The sequence below is a fragment of the Eubacterium sp. AM05-23 genome (genome assembly GCF_003477535.1).
GTDB lineage: Bacteria > Bacillota > Clostridia > Eubacteriales > Eubacteriaceae > Eubacterium > Eubacterium maltosivorans.
Window position 1 is genome coordinate 365,930 of record NZ_QUDF01000001.1, and the last position, 18,607, is coordinate 384,536.

Genomic DNA, 18,607 nt, shown 5'->3' on the forward strand with positions numbered 1-18,607 from the left:
ACAAAATGGCTAAAGAAAAATTTGAAAGATCCAAACCACATGTTAACATTGGTACCATCGGTCACGTAGACCACGGTAAAACCACATTAACCGCAGCAATCACCACCGTATTAAACAAACGTTTCGGAACCGGTGAAGCGGTAGCCTTCGACAACATCGATAAAGCACCAGAAGAAAGAGAACGTGGGATCACCATCTCAACCGCCCACGTCGAATATGAAACCGACGCCCGCCACTACGCACACGTCGACTGCCCAGGCCATGCCGACTACGTTAAAAACATGATCACCGGCGCAGCCCAGATGGACGGCGCGATCTTAGTCGTATCCGCAGCAGACGGCCCAATGCCACAGACCCGTGAACACATCCTGTTAAGCCGTCAGGTAGGCGTACCATACATCATCGTATTCTTAAACAAAGCCGACATGGTTGACGATGAAGAATTATTAGAACTGGTCGAAATGGAAGTTCGAGAACTGTTAGACGAATACGAATTCCCAGGAGACGACACACCAATCGTGATTGGCTCCGCTTTAAAAGCCTTAGAAGATCCAGACGGCGAATGGGGCGACAAAATCGTCGAACTGATGAAAGAAGTAGACGCATACATTCCAGAACCCGAACGCGACACCGACAAACCATTCTTAATGCCAGTAGAAGACGTCTTCTCCATCACCGGCCGTGGTACCGTCGCAACCGGTAGAGTCGAACGTGGCGTGGTACACGTCGGGGACGAAGTCGAAATCGTCGGGATTCACGAAATCAAAAAGACCGTTGTAACCGGGATTGAAATGTTCCGTAAGCTGTTAGATGAAGGCCGCTCCGGCGACAACATCGGCGCCCTGTTACGTGGGATCGACCGTACCATGATCGAACGTGGACAGGTACTGGCGAAACCAGGCTCCATCCACCCACACACCCACTTCACCGCCCAGGTATACGTTCTGACCAAAGAAGAAGGCGGCCGCCATACCCCATTCTTCGATGGCTACAGACCACAGTTCTACTTCAGAACAACCGACGTAACCGGTAATATCAAATTACCAGAAGGCGTCGAAATGGTCATGCCAGGGGATAACGTTGAAATGGAAATCACCCTGATCACCCCAATCGCGATCGAAGAAGGTTTACGTTTCGCGATCCGTGAAGGTGGCCGTACCGTAGGTTCCGGTGCCGTTGCTAAGATTATTACAGACTGACGCTGAGTCCGGCAACGAAGCAAATGCAAATTTTTCAAAAATCATCCGAAAGAAAAATCATCCGAAAGGATGAACAGGATTTTTGAAATAATTTGTAAACCAATTTAAAAAGAGAATAGAATTTAGAGGATCAGGCTTTTTGCGAGTCTGATCCTTTTTTAGTTGATCGTTGATAGTGGATAATGGATAGTTGTGGAGCAAACGGCAGCCTTTGGCTGCGTTTGATGGAGGGCGATGGCAGTGTCGTGGCTGGCTTGATTTTACGTCCGCAACTTAAAAATCCTCCCGAAATCCCGAATTCGCTGTTTAAAAACAGTTTTCGGGATTTCGGGAGGCTTTTTTGTAGTTTGAATTAAAATTTCAGCTGCGGACGCTACACTGAAAACCAGATAAAAATGGCCGACGCCAAAAAAAAAGAAACCCGGCAAAGCCGGTGTTTCCACCAAAACTATCCACTATCCACTATTCACGATCCACTGTCAACGATCTTTCCGCCGGTGTTTCCACGATAATTCTCCATTCTCAATTCTCCATTGACAAATCCTTCTCCATTTTAACATGCCCAATCCCCAGCTCCACGAAGGGCTCACTCACCGTCGTGTAGCCCTGCTTGTGGTAAAAGGCTTCAGCAGTCTGCCTGGCGTTGAGGACGATGCGGGTAAAGCCCTGGGTGGCGGCGAAGCTTTCGGCAAAGGCGACGAGCTTTGCGCCGAGGTGCTGTCCCTGCAGCGGCTGGGAAACAGCTACCTGGCGCATCTGGAGCGTGGCGCTGTCCTTTGGGATGAGCACCAGCACTGCGGCCAGCGCCGGGCCTTTGAAAATGCCGAGATGATAAGCATCTTTTTCGCCGCTCAGGTCCTCGTCATAGAGGCTCAGCCCCAGGGGCCTGCGCAGCAGGCTGTCTCGGAGAGCCAGCGCCTGGTCGTAATCCTCAGAGCCGTAGGCGATGATTTTTCGCAGAGTTAAATTTGAAAACATGGTGATCTCCTTTGATGATAAGGTGTTTTTATTATATCACAGCACCCGGGCAGTTCATAACGCAAAAATCAAAAAGCGGGCTGTGCGTTATGAGAATGGACCGAAACCCGCATGGGCAGAGGGGTTGCGGGTGTGAGAAAGTCATAACGCATATAACACACATAACCGGGCGCGTTTTTGGCCGGAGAGAAGCACCGAGGGTGTTGAAAGCATGAGAAGAAAATGGTATGATTTAAAGGTTAAAAAATGAAAACAGATTGAGGAAACAGGAATGGTTCGACTTTTAATTGACAGTATGTGTGATATGCCGGAGGCTTTTCAGAAGCATCCGAAGGTGGATATGATACCGCTCAATGTGATTGTGGAGGAGCGCGCCTACCGGGATAAGGTGGAGATAAATCTGGAGGAAATTCATGCCTATATGCGTCAGGGCATTATGCCCGGCACCTCACAGGTGAGCCCCGGCGATTTTAAAAAACGTTTTGAGGCTTATGCCGAGGCAGGCGACGAGGTGCTGTACCTGGCGTTTACCTCCAAGCTGTCTGGCAGCTGCCAGACTGGGCGGATGATTCTGCGCGAGGTGCAGGAGGCCTACCCGGATTTCAGGTGTATTGTGGTGGACAGCCTGCAGAGCGGCGGCAGTGTCGGCCTCATCGCCATGGAGCTGATCCGCCTGCTGGACGCCGGGGCGGATCTGCCGCTGCTGGCGGACGCGGCGGAGAAGCTGAAAACCCATGCCCAGTTTTATTTTTCGGTACAGGATCTGAAGTGGCTGAACAAGGGCGGCCGTGTGTCTAAGGGGGTCGCTGTGGTGGGTGATTTTCTGAAAATCCGTCCAGTGGTCTATGTGGATCAGGGTGAGCTCAACATCATCGGCAAGGTGCGCGGCGATAAGAAGGCAGTGGCGGCGCTGGTGGAGAAGGTGCTTGACAAGATCGGTGACTACAGGGACCAGACCATTGGCATTGCCTATGCCGACCCGATGGAATGCCAGGAGCTTATTGTGTCACTGCAGAATAAGCTGAAGATGGCGGGGATGCCGGACACAGCGCCAGTGCCCATCGGCACCGTGCTGGCCGCGCACCTCGGCCTGCGGGGCATCGGCGCTTATTTCTGGGATGAACGGCCTGAGGTGATTTTGAGGGATTGCCTGTAGGGATTTTTTGTGAGGATGCGGCGCGGTTCGAGACTGCGCCTTTTATCCAGATAAGGAAAAAAGGCTTTGTCTCTTGAGCCTAGCGGTACGGTCTGAAACGCGCCGTACCCTTTGGCGCAAGCCGGGAGCAAGTGCGACTGGCGCTCTCGGTGCTACTGCGAAGCGGTAGCAACCTAAGAGGGACCCAGACACGTCAAGGTTGTGGCGTAGCCCGAGACTGCGCCTTTTATCCAGATAAGAAAAAAGGACCAGGCGCTGTGGAAAACGGCCGGAAATCGTGCCGCTTGATCGGAACAGCCGGACACTGGTGAGATAAAAGGTCGGCTTTAGCGAGGAAGATATGGTTGTGAGGCGCAGTGGCCGCAGGCCGCTTTTTCCTTCCTTAGGTAAAAGGCTTCGTCTCTTTAGGTTCTGTCACGGTGGTGCGGCCGCAGGCCGCGTCCAATCAAATCTGTCAGGGCGGATATGCACTGCAATTCTCCATTCTCCATTTTCCATTCAAAAACCTGCCCCTGGTTATGTGCGTTATACGCGTTATGACTTTTTCAGGGGCTCAAAGCTTTTATCCATGCGGGTTCTGGCCGTTTTTCATAACGCAGGCGGACTTTTTTGAAAATTGTGTTATGAAAGTTTGGGACTGAAACTTGGCAGTGCGTTACTGTAAAGAAGTACAAATTCTTAAAACTTTCTTAAATGTAAACGTCTTTTCATGGCGCGTCAAAAAAAAGATGTTTATTTTCTTAAAAAGCTTGCGTCAGCCCGCCCTGGCATGTATAATAGACAAGGTTGACTATCTGCGATGAGATGGGAAGTTGCTGTTACTAATTCAGGTAATTCCCATGGAGTATGTCACGATCACAGAATCGGACGACAACCCCTTGAAACCGGCTGTTTCAGGCCGCTTTTTTTAAAAGTTTTAGAATGAAACACCCGGCAGAGTTGACAAGGCGGTTGACGTACCTAAATGCTATTGCAAAAAACATACAAGGAGGTAAATTTAGGTATGGCAAAACAAAAAATTAGAATCAGACTCAAGGCTTTTGATCATCAGTTACTCGATCAATCAGCTGAAAAAATCGTTGAAACAGCAAAGAGAACAGGTGCGAGTGTTTCTGGCCCTATTCCGCTTCCGACTGACAAAGAAGTCATCACGATTTTAAGAGCGGTTCACAAGTACAAGGATTCCAGAGAACAGTTCGAAATGCGCACACACAAGCGCCTGATCGACATCTTAAATCCAACACCGAAAACAGTAGACGCCTTAATGCGTTTGAATCTGCCAGCAGGCGTTGATATCGAAATTAAATTATAATTTTTAGTCAACCACACACAATATTATGATCGCGCGGCGATCCAATGATATAGGAGGAAAAAATTGAAAAAAGCAATTATCGGCAAGAAAATTGGTATGACTCAGATTTTCACAGAAAACGGTACGGTAATCCCGGTAACGGTTGTGGAAGCGGGTCCATGTGTAGTTGTCCAGAAGAAAAATATGGACGTTGACGGTTACGAAGCCATTCAGCTCGCTTACGGCGATGTGAAGGAAAAACGCGTAACCAAACCTTTAAAAGGTCATTACGACAAACACGGCGCCCCGTACAAAAAGGTCATCCGTGAATTTAAATTAGACGATTACGATGCTTTTGAAACAGGACAGGTCATCAAGGCGGACATGTTTGAAGCCGGTGACAAGGTTGATATCTCCGGTAAATCCAAAGGTAAGGGTTTCCAGGGCGTTATCAAGCGTCACGGACAGTCCAGAGGACCGATGGCTCATGGTTCCAAGTACCACAGAAGCCCAGGCTCCATGGGTGCTTCTGCTTACCCGGCTCGTGTTATGAAGGGTAAGAACTTACCAGGTCAGATGGGGAATAAGAATGTCACTGCTTTAAATCTGGAAGTTGTTCAGGTTTCTGCAGAAGATAACATTCTGCTCATTAAGGGTGCTGTTCCCGGTCCTAGAGGCTCACTGGTTTCCATCAAAAGCAGCGTTAAAGCATAGAATATCTTAGCTTGAAAGGAGGAATTCAAATGCCAAAAATGGACATCTTAGATGTAAAAGGAAATGTCGTTGGTGACGTGGAACTCAGCGAAAGAGTTTTCGGAATCGAACCCAACGAACCGGTTGTACATGAAGTGGTCGTAGCACTGCTTGCAAATAAACGTCAGGGCACGAAAGGCACCTTAACCCGTTCCGAGGTCAGAGGCGGCGGCAGAAAGCCCTGGAGACAAAAAGGAACTGGCCGCGCACGTGCCGGCACAAGCCGTTCTCCCTTATGGGTTGGCGGCGGCGTGATCTTCGCTCCAAAATCCAGAGATTACAGCAAGAAGGTTAACAAAAAGGTTCGTAACCTGGCCATGCGTTCTGTTTTCTCAGCGAAGGCTCAGGACAATGAATTAAGAGTTTTGGATCAGCTGACAATGGATGCGCCCAAGACTAAGGAAATGGTCGGCATCTTAAGCGCCATCAACGCGCCGAAGGCTCTGATCGTAACCGCAGAAAAGGACGATACGGTTGTCCGCTCTGCAAACAACATCCAGAAAGTAGCGACCACAACGGTCAGTGAACTGAATGTTTATGACATGTTAAAATACGACGTTCTGGTTATGACCAAGGACGCTTTAGAAAAAATTGAGGAGGTATATGCATAATGAAGAATCCTCGCGATATTATCATTCGTCCGCTGATCACTGAAAAGAGCATGGATGATAGTGAATTCAACCGATATACTTTCGAAGTCGCTAAAAATGCGAACAAAATCGAAATCAAGAATGCCGTTGAAGAAATCTTCGATGTGAAGGTCGAAAAAGTTGCGACCATGAACATGAACGGTAAAATGAAGAGAATGGGCCGTTTCGAAGGCAGAAGAAAGAACTGGAAAAAAGCCATCGTTAAACTGACTGAAGACAGCAAGGCCATTGAATTCTTCGAAGGCGTATAAGCCTAAGACCCGATAAGCATTTAACACTACAGGAGGTTTGCGAATAATGGGTATTAAAAAATACAAACCGACGTCCCCTGGACGCAGAAATATGAGCGTCAATACATTTGACGAAGTAACAAAAAAAGAACCGGAAAAATCCTTACTGACGCCTTTAAAATCCAAAGCTGGTCGTAACAACTACGGTCGTATCACCGTAAGACACCAGGGCGGCGGCGTCAAGAGAAAATACAGAATCATTGACTTCAAGAGAAACAAAGACGGTGTACCGGGCAAGGTTGCCGGTATCGAATACGATCCGAACCGTAGCTCCAACATCGCGCTGATCCACTATGCGGATGGGGAAAAACGTTACATCATCGCGCCTTTAAAATTAAAGGTTGGCGACACCATCGTCTCTGGTCCTGAAGCAGAAATCACCATTGGCAACTGCCTGCCGCTGAAAAACATTCCTGTTGGTACACTGGTACACAACATCGAATTAAAAGCGGGCAAGGGCGGCCAGATGGTCCGTTCAGCCGGCGCTTCTGCCCAGCTGATGGCCAAGGAAGGCAACTACGCAACCCTGCGTCTGCCATCTGGTGAAATGCGCCAGGTGCGCCTGGAATGCCGCGCGACTGTCGGTACGGTTGGTAACTTAGACCACCAGAATGTCCGCATTGGTAAAGCGGGCCGTAAACGCCACATGGGCATCCGCCCAACGGTTCGTGGTTCTGTTATGAACCCGAATGACCATCCACACGGTGGTGGGGAAGGCCGTGCTCCGGTTGGCCGCTCTGGCCCAGTTACGCCTTGGGGTAAACCGGCACTTGGTTATAAGACACGTAAGAAGAATAAACCTTCCGATAAATATATCGTACGTCGTCGTAACGTGAAATAAGCATAGGAGGTTAAAATATGAGTCGATCTGTAAAAAAAGGACCTTACGTCAGCGAAAAGCTGCTTAAAAGAATCGAAGAAATGAACGAAAAAGGCGAAAAGAACGTGCTGAAGACCTGGTCAAGAAGCTCCACTTTATTCCCACAGATGGTTGGACACACCATCGCTGTTCATGACGGTAGAAAGCATGTGCCTGTATATGTCACTGAAGACATGGTTGGTCACAAACTCGGCGAGTTTGCGCCCACAAGAACCTACAGAGGCCATGCCGGCGAAAAGAAAACAAAAATGAAATAGCCAAAAGGAGGGTGCAAAGTGGAAGCAAGAGCTACAGCTAAATATGTACGTGTTTCATCCAGAAAGGCTAAATTAGTGGCTGATTTGATCAGAGGTAAAAGCCTCGGAGAAGCCTTAAGTATTTTGGCTTTAACACCGAACAAAGCCGCGAAAATCACTGAAAAAGTCGTAAAATCTGCCTTAGCAAACGCGGAAAATAACCATAACATGGATCCTGAAAAACTGTATATCGATCAGATCTACGCCGATCAGGGACCAACCTTAAAGAGATACAAAGCTGGCCCGCAGGGACGTGCTTTTCCAATTAAGAAGAGAACTTCCCACATCACAGCTGTTTTAAAAGAATACGAAGTACAGGAATAGGAGGAATCAGGTTTGGGTCAAAAAGTTAATGCACACGGCTTACGTGTGGGCGTGATTAAAGACTGGAATGCAAAATGGTATGCAAATGACAGAGATTTTGCGGATTGCTTAATTGAAGATCACGATATTCGTAAATACATCAAGGCCAGCCAATTCCAGGCGGGCATTTCCAAAATCGTTATCGAACGTTTCGGTAACAAGATTAAAATCCACATTCATACTGCTAAACCCGGCATGATCATCGGCAAGGGCGGTGCTGGTATTGAAGCGCTGAGATTAGAACTTGAAAAGATGACTGGCAAAACAGTCTTCATCAATATTGTAGAAGTTAAGAACATCGATATGGATGCTCAGTTGATCGCTGAAAACATTGCAGGCCAGTTAGAAAGAAGAATTTCTTTCCGTCGTGCAATGAAGCAGTGCATGCAGCGCACCATGCGCGCAGGCGCTAAGGGCATCAAAACCATGGTTGCCGGCCGTCTGAACGGTGCTGAAATGGCACGTACAGAAGGCTACGCTCAGGGGAATGTACCCATGCAGACCCTGCGTGCCAATATCGATTATGGTTTCGCTGAAGCCGACACAACCTATGGTAAATTAGGCATCAAGGTTTGGGTCAACAAAGGTGAAATCTTAACAGGACGTGAAAACATCTTAGCCGTCAGCGAGGAAGAAGATTCCAGAGGCAAAAGAAACAATAACCGTCGTAAAGCTCCCAGAAAAGAAGCAAACTAAGAGAGGAGGACATACAATATGTTAATGCCGAAACGTGTTAAACGTAGAAGAGTACATAGAGGTCGTATGAAAGGCCAGGCTACCCGCGGTAACAAAATCACCTACGGTGATTACGCGATCCAGGCCTTAGAGCCGGCATGGATCACAGCCAATCAGATTGAAGCTGCCCGTGTCGCCATGACCAGATATATTAAAAGAGGTGGTAAGGTTTGGATCAAGATTTTCCCGGACAAGCCAGTTACCGCCAAACCAGCTGAAACGCGTATGGGTTCCGGTAAAGGGGCTCCAGAATACTGGGTAGCCGTTGTTAAACCGGGCCGCGTGTTATTTGAAATCTCAGGTATTCCTGAAGATGTCGCAAGAGAAGCGATGCGTCTTGCTCAGCACAAGCTGCCGATCAAAACCAAGTTTATCACTCGTGCAGCACAGGAAGAAGTGGGTGAATAAGTATGAAAGCAAAAGAATTAAGAGAATTAACGAACGTAGAATTAGAAGGCAAGCTTGGAGATTTAAAGGAAGAATTATTCAACCTGCGTTTCCAGCACGCTACCGGACAATTAGAAAATCCGATGCGGATTAAGGAAGTAAAGAAAACTTACGCACGTATCAAGACGATTATGCAGGAACGCGCCGCAAAATCGGCTGAAGCGTAAAAACTGGAGGTTTAGCTGATGATGGAACGTAATGAAAGAAAAACCCGTGTTGGTCGCGTAGTCAGTGACAAAATGGACAAGACCATTGTCGTTGCTGTTGAAACTTTTGTAAAACATCCTCTTTACAAGAAAAGAGTTAAGAATACAGTTAAGTTTAAAGCACATGATGAAAATAACGAATGTGGCATTGGCGATACCGTTAAAATCATGGAAACAAGACCACTTAGTAAAGATAAACGCTGGAGATTAGTTGAAATAGTAGAAAAGGCATTATAAGATTTAGTGCCCGGAAGGAGGTATTTCGGATGATTCAACAAGAAAGTAGATTGAAAGTTGCTGATAATACCGGTGCAAAGGAATTGTTATGCATCCGAGTTCTCGGTGGTTCAGGAAGACGTTATGCCAACATTGGCGACGTGATTGTATGCGCTGTAAAAAGTGCTGCACCTGGCGGAGACGTTAAAAAAGGTGACGTTGTAAAAGCGGTTGTTGTTCGCTCAAAACGCGGTGTACGCCGTGATGACGGAAGCTATATCAAATTTGACCAGAACGCAGCTGTTTTGATAAAAGATGATAAAAATCCAAGAGGAACCCGTATCTTCGGACCTGTTGCGAGAGAGTTAAGAGACAAGAAGTATATGAAAATTGTATCTTTGGCTCCTGAAGTACTTTAATTAGGAGGTGACCATATGGCTAACAAGATGCATGTAAAAAAAGATGATATTGTCCAGGTGATTTCTGGTAAAGATAAAGGCAAAACCGGTAAGGTTTTAGCCGCTTTCCCTGACGAAGGAAAAGTACGTGTCGAAGGTGTCAACATTCTGACCAAGCATAAAAAACCATCCCAGGCAATGCAGCAGGGTGGCATTATCCGCGAAGAAGGCAAAATTGACGCTTCAAACGTATTGTTGAACTGTGATAAATGCGGCCGCGGCGTTCGTACCGGCGTACAGATTACAGAAGATGGTAAAAAAGTAAGAGTCTGCAAGAAATGCGGACAGGTTCTCGATAACTAATCTGGGGAAGGAGGCACATTATGGCTAGAATGCAAGATAAGTATCTCAACGAAGTCGTACCGGCTTTGAAAGAGAAATTTCAGTATAAAAATGTAATGGAAGTTCCTAAACTGGAAAAGGTTGTAATCAACATGGGTTTAGGGGACTGTAAAGATAATTCAAAGGCTTTGGAAGCTGCGGTTATTGACTTAGGCATCATCGCCGGTCAGAGACCGGTTGTAACCAAGGCTAAAAAGTCAGTTGCAAACTTTAAGGTAAGAGAAGGACAGAATGTCGGTGCTAAAGTGACCTTAAGAAGCGACAGAATGTACGAATTCTGCGACAAGCTGTTTAACATCGCTCTCCCTCGCGTAAGAGACTTCAGAGGTTTATCCAACAAGTCTTTTGACGGCAGAGGCAACTACGCATTCGGTATCAAGGAACAGTTAATCTTCCCTGAAATTGACTACGACAAGGTAGAACAGATCAGAGGGATGGACATTATGTTCGTAACCACGGCTAAAACTGACGAGGAAGCGCACGAACTGTTAAGCTTACTCGGCTTACCGTATGCTAAATAAGGAGGCTCGTTACAATGGCTAAAAAAGCAATGAAAGAAAAACAGCAGAAAAAACAAAAATATTCGTCACGTGAATACAACCGTTGTCGGATTTGCGGGAGACCACATGCTTACTTAAGAAAGTTTGGTATCTGCAGAATTTGTTTTAGAGAATTGGCTTATAAGGGAGAAATTCCTGGTGTTCGTAAAGCCAGCTGGTAAGTACGGCTTACACAAACGAAAAGGAGGCACTAAGCATGACAATGACTGATCCAATTGCAGATATGCTGACAAGAATCAGAAATGCAAACAATGCAGGTCACAAAACTGTAGAAATGCCGGCTTCCAAAGAAAAGAAAGCGATCGCTGAAATTCTTTTGGAAGAAGGTTATATCAATAAAGTAGATTTCATTGATGATGACAAACAGGGCATTATCAAAATCACACTTAAATACGGCGAAAACAAGAGCAAGGTTATTGCTGGTTTAAAGAGAATCTCTAAACCGGGCCTGCGTGTTTATGCTGGGAACAACGAAATCCCAAAAGTATTAAACGGACTGGGTGTAGCAATCATTTCTACATCTAAGGGCGTTTTAACCGATAAAGAAGCTAGAAGAGCCGGCGTAGGCGGCGAAGTAATCTGTTACGTCTGGTAACAAATTAACAGGAGGTATACGAAAATGTCAAGAATCGGTAAAGCTCCAGTTGCCATTCCCGCTGGTGTCGAAATCAAATTAGATGGACATACCTTAACTGTAAAAGGGCCTAAAGGTCAACTGGTTAGAGAGTTCCATCCTGATATGATTATCGAAATTGAAGAGAACGAAGTGATCGTTAAAAGACCATCTGAAAATAAAGAACACAAATCCTTACACGGCTTAACCCGTGCGCTGATCGCCAACATGGTAACCGGCGTCAGCAATGGATTTGAAAAAGTCCTTGAAATCAGTGGCGTTGGTTACAGAGCTGAAAAGAAAGGCAACAAACTGGTCATGAACCTTGGATATTCCCATCCTGTCGAAATGGAAGATCCGGAAGGCGTTGAGACCGTTTGTGATGGACAGACTAAAGTAATTGTCAAAGGCATCAGCAAGGAAGCCGTTGGCGCACACGCTGCCAATATCCGTGCAAAGAGATTGCCTGAACCTTACAAGGGACATGGTGTTAAGTACGCGGACGAACATATCCGTCGTAAAGTTGGTAAAACTGGTTAATCATTAACGGCTATGCCCGACAGGTAAGAAAAAGGAGTGAATCTGAATGATTAAAAAAATCAATAAAAACGAATTACGTTTGAGAAAACATTTAAGAGTCCGTAAAAAAATTGCCGGAACAAATGAAAGACCTCGTCTGAACGTATTCAGAAGCAATAAAAATATGTATGCACAGATCATTGATGATGCCAAAGGTATCACCCTGGTTTCTGCTTCCACCCTTGACAAAGATCTGAGAGATCAGGTTGAAAATGGTGGCGGAAAAGCCGCTGCGAAAATGGTCGGCGAAGCCATTGCCAAAAAAGCACTGGCAGCAGGCATTGAAGATGTCGTGTTTGACAGAGGCGGTTATATCTACACTGGAAGAGTAAAAGAATTAGCAGACGGCGCGCGTGAAGCCGGATTAAAATTCTAAGTAAAGGAGGTCGCTTGATGCAGAGTAATAAAATTGATCCGAACACATTGGATTTACAGGAAAGAGTTGTTACCATCAACCGTGTCACCAAGGTTGTAAAAGGTGGTCGTAACTTTAGATTCAGTTGTTTAGTGATTGTTGGAGACGGAAACGGCTATGTAGGTGTCGGCAAAGGGAAAGCAATGGAAATTCCAGACGCGATCCGCAAAGGCATTGAATCCGCTAAAAAATCATTAATCAAAGTACCACTTGTTGGAACAACCATTCCGCATTTAGTACAGGGCGAAGATGGCGCCGGCAAAGTGCTCTTAAAACCTGCCGGACCTGGTACCGGTGTTATCGCCGGCGGCGCTGTTCGTGCTGTATGCGAATTAGCAGGAATTAAAGATATCAGAACGAAATCTTTAGGAACTAATAATGCCCGCAATATGGTCAATGCTACAATGGAAGGGTTAGCACGTTTAACCACTCTTGAAGAAGTAGCAGCCAAACGCGGCAAAACACCTGAAGAAATTTTAGGTTAGGAGGCGTTCATCGTGGCGAAACAATTAAAAATCACACTTAAGAAAAGCATCATCGGTCGCAATCAGAGACAGCGTAAGACGATTGAAGCCCTGGGTCTTAAGAAAATCGGACAGACCGTTGTTCATGATGACACCCCTCAGATTCGCGGCATGATCCACAAGACAGATTTCATGCTCGACGTTGAAGAAGTATAGGAGGTGTACGATGAGATTACATACCTTAAGACCTGCAGAAGGCTCTAAGAAAGATACCAAGCGTAAAGGCCGCGGTACCGCAACCGGACAGGGTAAAACTGCCGGCAGAGGACAGGACGGCCAAAAATCACGTTCAGGCGGCGGCGTACGTCCGGGCTTTGAAGGTGGTCAGATGCCACTGGCGCGCAGACTGCCAAAACGTGGTTTCTCAAACTATCGTTTCAAGAAAGAATACGCCATCGTCAATGTTGGCGAATTAAACGCTTTTGAAGAAAATACTGTAGTAACACCTGAGTTATTATTAGAATATGGTTTCATTCGCAAATTAAAAGCTGGTGTAAAAATTTTGGGTGAAGGGGATTTGGAAAAAGCTTTAACCGTTAAAGCGAACAAAGTCAGCAAATCTGCTGAAGAAAAAATCCTTGCCCGAGGAGGAAAGGTAGAGGTGATTTAGATGATTTCTACTTTGAAGGATGCATGGAGAATTCCGGATTTACGACGCAAGATGATCTATACGATCGCGCTTTTGTTCGTCTATCGTCTGGGTTCTTTTATTCCCGTCCCTTACATTGACACCGCGCAGCTTGCGAACCTTGTTAATGATGGCGGAATTTTTGGATTGTTTAACATCATTTCCGGGGGGAACTTTGGTAATTTTACGATTTTTGCCATGAGCATCACCCCATACATCAATGCATCCATCATCATGAATCTTCTAGCATTTGCCATACCAGCATTAGAAAGATTACAAAAAGAAGGCGAAGAAGGACGTAAAAAAATTGCCCAGTATACCCGTTACTTAACCATTGTGCTGGCAATTATCCAAGCCTTGGGGATGAGTTTATCCTATGGTGGACTTTTAACCGAAAAGAATGCCTTTACCATTTTCGTTGTTGTGCTCTGTATTACAGCAGGAACAACCTTCCTGATGTTCTTAGGCGAACAGATCACAGAAAACGGCATCGGCAACGGGATTTCACTGATTATCTTTATCAGTATCATCTCCAGAATTCCAAATGCGATCGTACAGGTTTATCAATACGTACAGGTTGGAACCATGTCGATCGTCGCGGTTATTTTACTCGTCATCGGTATCATCATCGCAACGGTTGCCGTTGTGGCCGTTACCGAAGGGCAGCGTAAAATACCCGTGCAGTATGCAAAGAGAGTGGTCGGACGTAAAATGTACGGCGGACAGAGCACCCATATTCCGCTCCGCGTGAATATGGCAGGCGTTATCCCAATCATTTTTGCCAGTTCCTTAACCCTCTTCCCGGCAACTTTAGCACAGTTTTTCCCGAACTCCGGCTTCTCAGCCTGGATATCTAAATACTTTGCCTGGGGCGCACCGGTAACAACCATTATTTATATCGTTTTAATTGTAGCCTTCACCTATTTCTACACCGCTGTTACCTTCAATCCATTCGATATTGCAGATAACATCAAGAAACAGGGTGGTTATGTGCCCGGTATACGGCCAGGTAAGCCAACCGTTGAGTATTTATCCCGTATTATGAACCGCCTGACCCTTTTTGGTGGGATTTTCCTCGCGCTGATTGCGATCATTCCAATCATCATCGGAAATTTCATGGGCGGCGTCAGCTTACAGTTCGGTGGTACAAGCTTACTGATCATCGTCGGTGTTGCACTGGAAACAGTTAAACAAATCGAGTCAGAAATGACCATGCGGAATTATCAAGGATTTTTAAAATAGTAAAAACGGAGATAAGAAAATGAGAGTTGTATTATTAGGACCTCCGGGTGCTGGAAAAGGTACACAGGCAAAGGGCATCGCAGATGCCTATGCCATTCCTCATATTTCCACTGGAGATCTTTTCAGAGAAAATTTAAAAAATAAAACACCGCTCGGAGTCAAGGCACAGTCCTATATGGACGCCGGGAAACTGGTGCCGGACGAACTCGTCATCGCATTGGTAGAAGACCGGATCGAAAGAGACGATTGTAAAAATGGTTATCTGCTCGATGGTTTCCCAAGAACCGTCGCACAGGCAGAAGCACTGAAAGCATTTAACGAAAAAATGGGTCATCCCCTGGACTTCGCTGTGAACATTTCCGTTCCTTCAGACATCTTAGTTGACCGGATTACCGGCAGACGCAGCTGCCCAGCATGCGGCGCGACCTACCACATCCGCTACAACGCACCAAAGACCGAAGGCATCTGTGACAATGATGGCACAGCCTTAATCCAGAGAGATGACGATAAACCGGAAACGGTAAAAACCCGGATTGACGTATACGAAGAAGAATCCGCTCCTTTAGTAGGCTATTACGACAAGTTGGGTAAACTGGTTACCATAGACGGTACCCAGTCTCCTGCAGAGGTTGCAGAAGCTATCAAAGTTGCGCTTGGTGGTGCCCGGTAATATGATTACCATAAAATCACAAAATGAGGTTGAAGCGATGCGGCGCGCCGGCAGAATTGTCGCCGAGTGCCACGAGCTCATTCAATCAAAAATAAAACCGGGTATGACAACCCTGGATCTGGACCGGATCGCTGAAAAGTTTATCCGGGAACAGGGTGCGTACCCAACCTTCCTGGGTTACCAGGGCTTCCCAAATTCCATTTGTGCTTCCGTTAACGACGAGGTGGTTCACGGCATTCCCGGGAACCGCAAGTTAAAGGAAGGGGATATTATCGCCGTGGATCTCGGCGCGACGTTAGACGGTTATGTCGGCGACGCTGCCAGAACCCATGCGGTGGGTAAAATTTCCGAGGAAGCGCAAAGACTCATTGATGTGACCAGAGAGTCCTTCTTTAAAGGCATCGAGTATGCCAGAGAAGGTTACCGCCTGTCAGACATCTCCCATGCGATACAAGAAGTTGTGGAAGCAAACGGGTTCTCAGTGGTAAGGGACTATGTGGGACATGGCATTGGACGCGAAATGCACGAAGATCCGCCCATTCCAAACTACGGTAAACCCGGTCACGGGCCTAGACTGCGCCAGGGAATGTGCCTTGCCATCGAGCCGATGGTCGATGCGGGGACTTACAACGTAAAACTTTTAGCGAACGACTGGACCGTTGTGACTGCGGATGGTTCCTTATCCGCTCACTATGAAAATACAATTTACATTACAGGCAAAGAAGCGCCTGAGATACTCACGATGCTTTAAGGGTAATGAAGATGGATGATTTAAAAGTGGGACAGATTGTCCGGCCATTAGCCGGACGGGATAAAGGCCAGGTCATGGTTGTCTACGAGATTCTGGATCAGAACTACGTAACGATCTGTGATGGAAAGCTTAGAAAAGTAAGTAACCCCAAAAAGAAAAAGGTCAGGCACCTGGCAAAGACAAACCAGATCGTCACAATATTGCATGAGAAATTGAAAAACGGTGATAAAGTAAACAATGCCGAAATCAGAAAATGTCTTGAACCATTTTTAGGCGAGATTGATGACGGTAAAAGTGAGGAGGTTTGATCAATGGGCAAAAAAGACGTGATTGAAGTCGAAGGTAAAGTCATTGAGGCTTTACCAAATACGATTTTTTTAGTAGAATTAGAGAATGGGCATCAGATAACGGCGCATATTTCAGGAAAATTAAGAATGAACTACATTCGGATTTTACCTGGAGACAAAGTTATGTTAGAATTGTCCCCATATGATTTGACCCGTGGGCGTATCGTATGGCGGGGAAAAGGCAGATCATAAAGGAGGAAACAAACAATGAAAGTAAGACCATCAGTAAAACCGATTTGCGAAAAATGCAAAATCATTAAGAGAAACGGTCGTGTAATGGTAATTTGTGAAAATCCTAAACACAAACAGAAACAGGGTTAATAGAACCCTTTGGACTAAAACAAGCGTGCGGCCGCGGCAATTAATCCGCACGCATGATATAGAGGCACAGGTCTGATTGCATAACCCACAAGGGGCCTGTCGAACATGGGACTAGGAAAAATAAGCAAGGAATCCGGGGTTCCAGGTCATCATATACATGACCAATAAAATTTAGGAGGTACTAACCATATGGCAAGAATTGCCGGCGTCGATTTACCCAGAGATAAAAGGGTAGAAGTAGGCTTAACCTACATTTATGGAATTGGTCGTCCCACTTCCAATAAGATTTTAAAAGAGTTAAACATTAACCCTGACACCAGAGTTAAAGACTTAACCGAAAATGAAGTTAACGCATTAAGAAACATTCTCGATGAAAAATACACCGTAGAAGGTGATTTGCGTCGTGAAGTTAATTTAAATATTAAACGACTGATCGAAATTGGTTCATACAGAGGTTTAAGACACCGCAGAGGTTTACCTGTCCGTGGACAGAAAACTAAAACCAATGCCCGCACCCGCAAAGGTCCGAAGAAAACAGTCGGAAGAAAGAGCAAATAGGAGGTTGAATCATGGCTAAGAAAGTTATCCGTTCTAAGAAAAGAAAAATCAAAAAGAATATTGAACGCGGCCAGGCCCACATTCAATCTTCATTCAATAACACCATTGTGACCATCACTGACACTGCAGGAAACGCCTTATCTTGGGCAAGTGCCGGAGAATTAGGTTTCAGAGGTTCCAGAAAAAGCACACCTTTCGCAGCTCAGATGGCTGCTGAACAGGCTGCAAAGCTTGCAATGGAACACGGTTTAAAGAGTGTTGAAGTAATGGTCAAAGGACCAGGTTCAGGTCGTGAAGCAGCGATTCGTGCCTTACAGGCAGCGGGCCTTGAAATTACCCTCATCCGAGACGTAACCCCAATCCCGCACAATGGCTGTCGTCCGCCTAAACGCAGAAGAGTCTAATAGGAGGTGTAAAGAATAGTATGGCAAGATATACAGAAGCATCATGCCGTCAGTGCAGACGTGAAGGCATGAAATTATACTTAAAGGGTGAAAGATGTTATTCTACAAACAAATGCGCGTTTGAAAGAAGACCGACACCACCAGGACAGCATGGTAAAAGACGTACAAAATTATCTGAATACGGCTTACAGTTACGTGAAAAACAGAAAGTTAAAAGAATCTATGGCGTTCTGGAAAAACAGTTCGCACATTACTTTGATTTAGCTGAAAAACAGAAGGGGATTACCGGTTCTAACCTGTTAGAAATCCTGGAAACCCGTTTGGACAACGTTGTTTACCGTCTTGGCTTAGCAACATCCAGAAAAGAAGCCCGCCAGCTCGTACAGCACGCCCATTTCCTGGTTAACGGCAAAAAGGTCAATGTACCTTCTTACCTGATCAAGGAAGGCGATACCATCGAAGTAAAGGCAAAAAGCAAAAAATCACCTAAATTTAAAGAAATTCTTGAAGCAACTGAAAACAGAGCTGTCGCTCCTTGGTTATCAGCAGATTTAGATACTTTAAGCGGAAAAGTTATCGGAAGACCGACAAGAGAAGATATTGATGTTGAAATTGCTGAACATCTAATCGTCGAATTGTATTCTAAATAATAGGATAAAATGACAATGAGACATTCGCCGGCGCTCTGCGCCGGTACGCGTAACCCTCACGTTATGGAACTGAAAAATTTAAATT

33 protein-coding genes are annotated in these 18,607 nt (G+C 45.9%); 32 read left to right on the plus strand and 1 reads right to left on the minus strand.

What is annotated here, in order from left to right:
- Positions 1-5 precede the first annotated feature (5 nt).
- Positions 6-1,199, plus strand: coding sequence for an elongation factor Tu (gene tuf / locus DW091_RS01565; protein WP_058693315.1), 1,194 nt, complete (start codon positions 6-8; stop codon positions 1,197-1,199).
- 522 nt (positions 1,200-1,721) lie between these two features.
- Here tuf and DW091_RS01570 read toward each other — a convergent pair.
- Positions 1,722-2,177 carry a GNAT family N-acetyltransferase gene (locus DW091_RS01570; RefSeq protein WP_118517229.1) on the minus strand — a complete coding sequence of 152 codons (456 nt, stop codon included), beginning with the start codon at positions 2,175-2,177 and terminating at the stop codon, positions 1,722-1,724.
- A gap of 271 nt (positions 2,178-2,448) precedes the next feature.
- On the opposite strand from DW091_RS01570, the gene DW091_RS01575 reads away from it, so the two are divergent.
- The 31 genes from DW091_RS01575 to rpsD all read left to right on the plus strand — a co-directional run bounded on the left by DW091_RS01575 (position 2,449) and on the right by rpsD (position 18,522).
- The gene (locus DW091_RS01575; protein WP_118517230.1) at positions 2,449-3,333 is read left to right on the plus strand and encodes a DegV family protein; all 885 of its coding nucleotides are present in this window, start codon (positions 2,449-2,451) and stop codon (positions 3,331-3,333) included.
- Between the two features lie 1,003 nt (positions 3,334-4,336).
- Positions 4,337-4,645: a 30S ribosomal protein S10 gene (gene rpsJ, locus DW091_RS01580; protein ID WP_058693416.1), complete on the plus strand. Its 309-nt coding sequence runs from the start codon at positions 4,337-4,339 to the stop codon at positions 4,643-4,645.
- Positions 4,646-4,708: 63 nt separating this feature from the next.
- Positions 4,709-5,338 carry a 50S ribosomal protein L3 gene (rplC, locus tag DW091_RS01585; protein WP_058693417.1) on the plus strand — a complete coding sequence of 210 codons (630 nt, stop codon included), beginning with the start codon at positions 4,709-4,711 and terminating at the stop codon, positions 5,336-5,338.
- A 29-nt stretch (positions 5,339-5,367) separates the two neighbouring features.
- Entirely contained in the window at positions 5,368-5,988 is a 621-nt protein-coding gene (gene rplD, locus DW091_RS01590; protein ID WP_058693418.1) for a 50S ribosomal protein L4, read from the plus strand.
- The gene (gene rplW, locus DW091_RS01595) at positions 5,988-6,278 is read left to right on the plus strand and encodes a 50S ribosomal protein L23 (RefSeq protein ID WP_013382284.1); all 291 of its coding nucleotides are present in this window, start codon (positions 5,988-5,990) and stop codon (positions 6,276-6,278) included. Before rplD ends, rplW begins: the two co-directional genes overlap by 1 nt.
- Positions 6,279-6,324: 46 nt before the next feature.
- Entirely contained in the window at positions 6,325-7,158 is an 834-nt protein-coding gene (rplB, locus tag DW091_RS01600; RefSeq protein WP_058693419.1) for a 50S ribosomal protein L2, read from the plus strand.
- Positions 7,159-7,175: 17 nt separating this feature from the next.
- Complete coding sequence (gene rpsS, locus DW091_RS01605) at positions 7,176-7,454, plus strand: 30S ribosomal protein S19 (RefSeq protein WP_013382282.1); 279 nt, start codon at positions 7,176-7,178, stop codon at positions 7,452-7,454.
- An 18-nt stretch (positions 7,455-7,472) separates the two neighbouring features.
- Positions 7,473-7,817, plus strand: a complete 345-nt coding sequence (gene rplV / locus DW091_RS01610; protein ID WP_013382281.1) for a 50S ribosomal protein L22 — start codon at positions 7,473-7,475, stop codon at positions 7,815-7,817.
- 12 nt (positions 7,818-7,829) lie between these two features.
- On the plus strand, positions 7,830-8,552 hold the full coding sequence (gene rpsC, locus DW091_RS01615) for a 30S ribosomal protein S3 (RefSeq protein ID WP_038354268.1): 723 nt from the start codon (positions 7,830-7,832) through the stop codon (positions 8,550-8,552).
- 18 nt (positions 8,553-8,570) lie between these two features.
- Positions 8,571-8,999 carry a 50S ribosomal protein L16 gene (gene rplP, locus DW091_RS01620; RefSeq protein ID WP_013382279.1) on the plus strand — a complete coding sequence of 143 codons (429 nt, stop codon included), beginning with the start codon at positions 8,571-8,573 and terminating at the stop codon, positions 8,997-8,999.
- A 2-nt stretch (positions 9,000-9,001) separates the two neighbouring features.
- Positions 9,002-9,205: a 50S ribosomal protein L29 gene (rpmC, locus tag DW091_RS01625; protein ID WP_058693420.1), complete on the plus strand. Its 204-nt coding sequence runs from the start codon at positions 9,002-9,004 to the stop codon at positions 9,203-9,205.
- An 18-nt stretch (positions 9,206-9,223) separates the two neighbouring features.
- Complete coding sequence (gene rpsQ, locus DW091_RS01630; RefSeq protein ID WP_058693421.1) at positions 9,224-9,481, plus strand: 30S ribosomal protein S17; 258 nt, start codon at positions 9,224-9,226, stop codon at positions 9,479-9,481.
- 29 nt (positions 9,482-9,510) lie between these two features.
- Positions 9,511-9,879: a 50S ribosomal protein L14 gene (gene rplN, locus DW091_RS01635; RefSeq protein WP_013382276.1), complete on the plus strand. Its 369-nt coding sequence runs from the start codon at positions 9,511-9,513 to the stop codon at positions 9,877-9,879.
- 15 nt (positions 9,880-9,894) lie between these two features.
- Entirely contained in the window at positions 9,895-10,221 is a 327-nt protein-coding gene (rplX, locus tag DW091_RS01640; protein ID WP_013382275.1) for a 50S ribosomal protein L24, read from the plus strand.
- A 20-nt stretch (positions 10,222-10,241) separates the two neighbouring features.
- Entirely contained in the window at positions 10,242-10,781 is a 540-nt protein-coding gene (gene rplE, locus DW091_RS01645) for a 50S ribosomal protein L5 (protein ID WP_013382274.1), read from the plus strand.
- A gap of 14 nt (positions 10,782-10,795) precedes the next feature.
- Complete coding sequence (locus tag DW091_RS01650; protein WP_013382273.1) at positions 10,796-10,981, plus strand: type Z 30S ribosomal protein S14; 186 nt, start codon at positions 10,796-10,798, stop codon at positions 10,979-10,981.
- Between the two features lie 35 nt (positions 10,982-11,016).
- Positions 11,017-11,415, plus strand: coding sequence for a 30S ribosomal protein S8 (gene rpsH / locus DW091_RS01655; protein ID WP_013382272.1), 399 nt, complete (start codon positions 11,017-11,019; stop codon positions 11,413-11,415).
- 24 nt (positions 11,416-11,439) lie between these two features.
- Complete coding sequence (gene rplF / locus DW091_RS01660; RefSeq protein WP_058693422.1) at positions 11,440-11,973, plus strand: 50S ribosomal protein L6; 534 nt, start codon at positions 11,440-11,442, stop codon at positions 11,971-11,973.
- Between the two features lie 46 nt (positions 11,974-12,019).
- A complete protein-coding gene (gene rplR, locus DW091_RS01665) occupies positions 12,020-12,388 on the plus strand; it encodes a 50S ribosomal protein L18 (RefSeq protein ID WP_058693423.1) in 369 nt (122 codons plus the stop codon).
- Positions 12,389-12,405: 17 nt separating this feature from the next.
- A complete protein-coding gene (rpsE, locus tag DW091_RS01670; protein WP_038354266.1) occupies positions 12,406-12,912 on the plus strand; it encodes a 30S ribosomal protein S5 in 507 nt (168 codons plus the stop codon).
- Between the two features lie 12 nt (positions 12,913-12,924).
- Positions 12,925-13,107 carry a 50S ribosomal protein L30 gene (rpmD, locus tag DW091_RS01675; RefSeq protein WP_013382268.1) on the plus strand — a complete coding sequence of 61 codons (183 nt, stop codon included), beginning with the start codon at positions 12,925-12,927 and terminating at the stop codon, positions 13,105-13,107.
- Positions 13,108-13,117: 10 nt separating this feature from the next.
- On the plus strand, positions 13,118-13,561 hold the full coding sequence (rplO, locus tag DW091_RS01680) for a 50S ribosomal protein L15 (protein WP_013382267.1): 444 nt from the start codon (positions 13,118-13,120) through the stop codon (positions 13,559-13,561).
- Positions 13,562-14,821: a preprotein translocase subunit SecY gene (gene secY / locus DW091_RS01685; protein ID WP_058693424.1), complete on the plus strand. Its 1,260-nt coding sequence runs from the start codon at positions 13,562-13,564 to the stop codon at positions 14,819-14,821.
- A 19-nt stretch (positions 14,822-14,840) separates the two neighbouring features.
- Positions 14,841-15,491: an adenylate kinase gene (locus DW091_RS01690; RefSeq protein WP_058693425.1), complete on the plus strand. Its 651-nt coding sequence runs from the start codon at positions 14,841-14,843 to the stop codon at positions 15,489-15,491.
- A gap of 1 nt (position 15,492) precedes the next feature.
- Positions 15,493-16,242 (plus strand): type I methionyl aminopeptidase, encoded by a 750-nt coding sequence (map, locus tag DW091_RS01695; protein ID WP_074618088.1) that lies wholly within the window; start codon positions 15,493-15,495, stop codon positions 16,240-16,242.
- 11 nt (positions 16,243-16,253) lie between these two features.
- On the plus strand, positions 16,254-16,550 hold the full coding sequence (locus DW091_RS01700) for a KOW domain-containing RNA-binding protein (protein WP_038354277.1): 297 nt from the start codon (positions 16,254-16,256) through the stop codon (positions 16,548-16,550).
- Between the two features lie 3 nt (positions 16,551-16,553).
- Positions 16,554-16,781 (plus strand): translation initiation factor IF-1, encoded by a 228-nt coding sequence (infA, locus tag DW091_RS01705; RefSeq protein ID WP_013382262.1) that lies wholly within the window; start codon positions 16,554-16,556, stop codon positions 16,779-16,781.
- 15 nt (positions 16,782-16,796) lie between these two features.
- The gene (gene rpmJ / locus DW091_RS01710; RefSeq protein WP_013382261.1) at positions 16,797-16,910 is read left to right on the plus strand and encodes a 50S ribosomal protein L36; all 114 of its coding nucleotides are present in this window, start codon (positions 16,797-16,799) and stop codon (positions 16,908-16,910) included.
- 189 nt (positions 16,911-17,099) lie between these two features.
- A complete protein-coding gene (rpsM, locus tag DW091_RS01715) occupies positions 17,100-17,468 on the plus strand; it encodes a 30S ribosomal protein S13 (protein WP_013382260.1) in 369 nt (122 codons plus the stop codon).
- 8 nt (positions 17,469-17,476) lie between these two features.
- Positions 17,477-17,872, plus strand: coding sequence for a 30S ribosomal protein S11 (gene rpsK / locus DW091_RS01720; RefSeq protein WP_333519749.1), 396 nt, complete (start codon positions 17,477-17,479; stop codon positions 17,870-17,872).
- Between the two features lie 20 nt (positions 17,873-17,892).
- Positions 17,893-18,522, plus strand: a complete 630-nt coding sequence (gene rpsD / locus DW091_RS01725; RefSeq protein ID WP_058693427.1) for a 30S ribosomal protein S4 — start codon at positions 17,893-17,895, stop codon at positions 18,520-18,522.
- The last annotated feature ends 85 nt before the right edge of the window (positions 18,523-18,607 follow it).